Source organism: Sphingomonas bacterium, assembly GCF_903643035.1.
Classification (GTDB): domain Bacteria; phylum Pseudomonadota; class Alphaproteobacteria; order Sphingomonadales; family Sphingomonadaceae; genus Sphingomonas.
This window is the reverse complement of record NZ_CAHJWW010000313.1, coordinates 1-3000: the sequence shown is the minus strand read 5'-3', so window position 1 is coordinate 3000 and position 3000 is coordinate 1. Positions and strand designations below refer to the sequence as shown.

Here is a 3000-nt window from a genome sequence, read left to right as displayed (position 1 = left end):
TAGCCGGAGAACTCGCCGGGCTTGGGCTGGGCCGGGATCAGGTTGATCGCGCCGCCGGTCGCGTTGCGGCCGTAGAGCGTGCCCTGCGGCCCCTTCAGCACCTCGATCCGGTCGAGGTCGAAGAACAGGCCGTTGGTCGAGGTTGGCCGACCGATATAGACGCCGTCATAGTTGAACGCGATCGCCGGATCGCTATTGGGCGTCAGCGTGAAGTTGCCGACGCCGCGCAGGAAGATGAGGTTGCCGGTGCTCGACGGCTCGATTGTCAGGGCGGGCGCGAGTTCGCCGAGCCGGCCGGGCTGGGTGATGCCGGCGGCGACGAGGTCGGCACCCTGGACGACGCTGACCGCGACTGCCGCGCGTTGCAGGCTTTCGGACCGGCGCTGCGCCGTCACGATGATGTCGGCCAACCCTTCTTGACCGGGCGTCGCATTGGCGGACGCCGCGTCGGCGGAGCCGGCCGACTGCTGCGAGAGCGGCGTCGCCTGAGCCGTGGGATCGGTCGCGGGCGTGGAGGAAGCGGGGGCCGCCTGTCCATACGCTGCGACCGGCATGACCAAAACCATTCCGGCTGAGCCGAGAAGCTTCCAACGCATTATTCTCTCCCTCCACGTTCCTTCGCGATCGGTCGCCGCGATATTTTCTGACTATATATTCGGAAACTAGCGACTTCGGTCAGCGGCTGTCAAGGTAGCTTCGCCGCGACGCGTGTGCGGACTTGCCATTTGATGCCAGCGTCCTTCACAAGACACCATGCGAGACGACGGCCGGACCTCATGACCGAAGCAGGTGCAACGCGGACGGCCGCCGCCTGGCCGGAACCCCAGGTGCCCCGGCCGCGCGAGGCGGATCGGCCCCGGGTCGGACGCCCGGTCACGGCCCGGGCCAAGCTGCTCGACGCAGCCTATCGTGTCATGGGTCGCAAGGGCCTCGACGCGAGCACACTCGCCGAGATCATCGGGGAAGCCGGCGTCGGCGTCGGCTCGTTCTACAAGCATTTCTCGTCGAAAGAGGACCTCGCCAAGGCGGTGTTCATGGATCGCGCCGACCGGCTCGGCCTGTCGCTGGAGACGGCCGCGACGCGTACCGCCAACGCCGCCGCGGCCGCCTGTTTCGCGTTCCGCCGGTTCATCGAGGAGGCGGAGCAGGACGCCTTGTGGGCGGCGTTCATGACGCAGCTGGAGCCGGCCATGCCAGTACTGGCCGACCTGCTGCGCGGCCACGCTCGCACCGGTCTTCGCGACGGCGTCGCCAGCGGCCAGCTGAAGATCGACGATATCGAAGCCGGGATCACCGCTATCGGCGCGTTGATCCAGGCGTTCGTCAAGGCGCGCCTGAGCGGCCGCCTGACCTCCGGCGAGGCGCATCGCGCGTCGCTGTTCGCGTTGCGCATGTTCGGGGTCGCAGAGGCGGAAGCCGTGAGGTTGTCGGAACTGCCGATGGACGCGTTGAGGCGCGAGGTCGATCGACGCTGAACAGGCGTCGGCGCACATGACCTGTTCTCTCCGACCCCGGGCAGTCAATCGATCGGCTGCGATGGCGCCCGACGCGTACGGGTCTCGACATCGAAAATCCCGATCGCCTCGGCGATGCGCGCAACCCGCTCTGGCCATATCGTTGACGTTCCCCGCGTGACGGCCAAGGCAATGCCCGACTCGAGCCGCGGTCGCGGTCGGTCGATCTACTGTGCCGCTGCGAGCTGACCTTCATCGACGTCTGCCTCGTCCTCTGCGTCTACGCCGCGTTCGAGCCGGGCCTCGTCGGCGGCGAGCGCGGACGCGTCCTGGTCGGTGATGCCGAAGCGGGCGGCGACGTCCGGGGCGAAGCGCAGGAGGTCGGGCCTGAGGCGTAGAAGGCTCAGGTCCTTGGACTTGCCTTCCATCATCACGTCGAACACCAGCCCGTCGGCCATCCGCATGAACGTCGCGAACTCGAATGGGTTGGTGAAGTCGGCATGGCCGGTCCAGATCGGCGGGCGAAGCACCGTCTTCACGCGCGCCGTCGCCTTGACCGGCGCCTTGAGCAGTTCGCCCTTCCTCGCTTTCGCCGTTCCCGCCTTGGCAGCCGCACGCGCCTTGGGCGTGATCTTCTGCTTGATCTCGCGCAGCTCGGTGCGCGGGGACGAGAAGTGGATCTTCGGGCGGACGCCTGCGGGCCATGTCGTGAGGAACCGCTCCAATGTATCGCGCATGTCGAGTCGTTCGGGGTTGAGGCACCACATGTGCTGGTAGTCGAACACGCAGCGCACGCCCGTGCGCTCGTGGATCCACAGCACGTCCGCCGCGGAGAAGCGGATGTCGTCGTTCTCCAGCACCAGCCGGCGGCGGACATGCTCGGGGCATTGGTTCCACCCCTCGATCCAGCGCGCGCGGCTCGCCTCGCGATCGTCGTACACGCCGCCGACATGGGTTATCATCACCGCCTCGTCGTCCAGCTCCATGCGGTCGAGCATCTCGGCCTGGCTGGCGAGGTCCCAGATGCTCTTGCGCGTCAGTTCCGGGTCGGGCGCGTTGAGCAGCACGTATTGCGACGGATGGAACGATAGCCGGACGTCGTACTCCCGCGCCTTTGCCCCGAACGCGCGCAGCTCGACATCGCTGTCCGCCACCATCGAGTGGAACTGCGGCATGTCGGGATGCGTGGCATAGGGAGCGATGTCCGACGACAGCCGGTACATGTCGAGCTTCTCGCGCTTGAGATAGTCGAGCACCTTGTCGAGCAGCTCGAGCGAGCATTTCAGGTGCGGCTCCTTCTGCCAGCGCCGCGTGTCCTGCGACTTCAGGTCGGGCCTGCCCATCACCTTCACCGGGAAGCCAAGGCGCAGGGGACGATCGGTGCTGGTCATGCTTCTGTCTCTGTCTCTGTCTCTGTCTTTGCCTGTGCCTGTGCCTGTGTCTGGGCGTGGGGCAGGCCGAGGCCCGCGACGAACTCGTTCCAGCCGGCGAGCGGCAGCGCGCCGCCGGTCGCCTGCGCGTGGCCGTTGCCATAGCGCCCGTCGGC

3 protein-coding genes are annotated in these 3000 nt (G+C 67.3%); 1 reads left to right on the top strand and 2 read right to left on the bottom strand.

The window, feature by feature from the left end:
- On the bottom strand, positions 1-554 hold a 554-nt coding region (locus HUV01_RS14445), incomplete at its 3' end, for a TonB-dependent receptor plug domain-containing protein (RefSeq protein WP_254606698.1).
- A 222-nt stretch (positions 555-776) separates the two neighbouring features.
- Here HUV01_RS14445 and HUV01_RS14440 point away from each other — a divergent pair.
- The gene (locus HUV01_RS14440) at positions 777-1475 is read left to right on the top strand and encodes a TetR/AcrR family transcriptional regulator (RefSeq protein WP_174298902.1); all 699 of its coding nucleotides are present in this window, start codon (positions 777-779) and stop codon (positions 1473-1475) included.
- A 206-nt stretch (positions 1476-1681) separates the two neighbouring features.
- Here HUV01_RS14440 and uvsE read toward each other — a convergent pair whose 3' ends face one another.
- Positions 1682-2845, bottom strand: coding sequence for a UV DNA damage repair endonuclease UvsE (gene uvsE, locus HUV01_RS14435; RefSeq protein WP_174298901.1), 1164 nt, complete (start codon positions 2843-2845; stop codon positions 1682-1684).
- Positions 2846-3000: the final 155 nt, after the last annotated feature.

Bases quoted from the DNA above. Each gene is read 5' to 3' on its own strand.
- HUV01_RS14440 (WP_174298902.1), top strand. From the start codon at position 777: ATGACCGAAGCAGGTGCAACGCGGACGGCCGCCGCCTGGCCGGAACCC.
- uvsE (WP_174298901.1), bottom strand. From the start codon at position 2,845: ATGACCAGCACCGATCGTCCCCTGCGCCTTGGCTTCCCGGTGAAGGTG.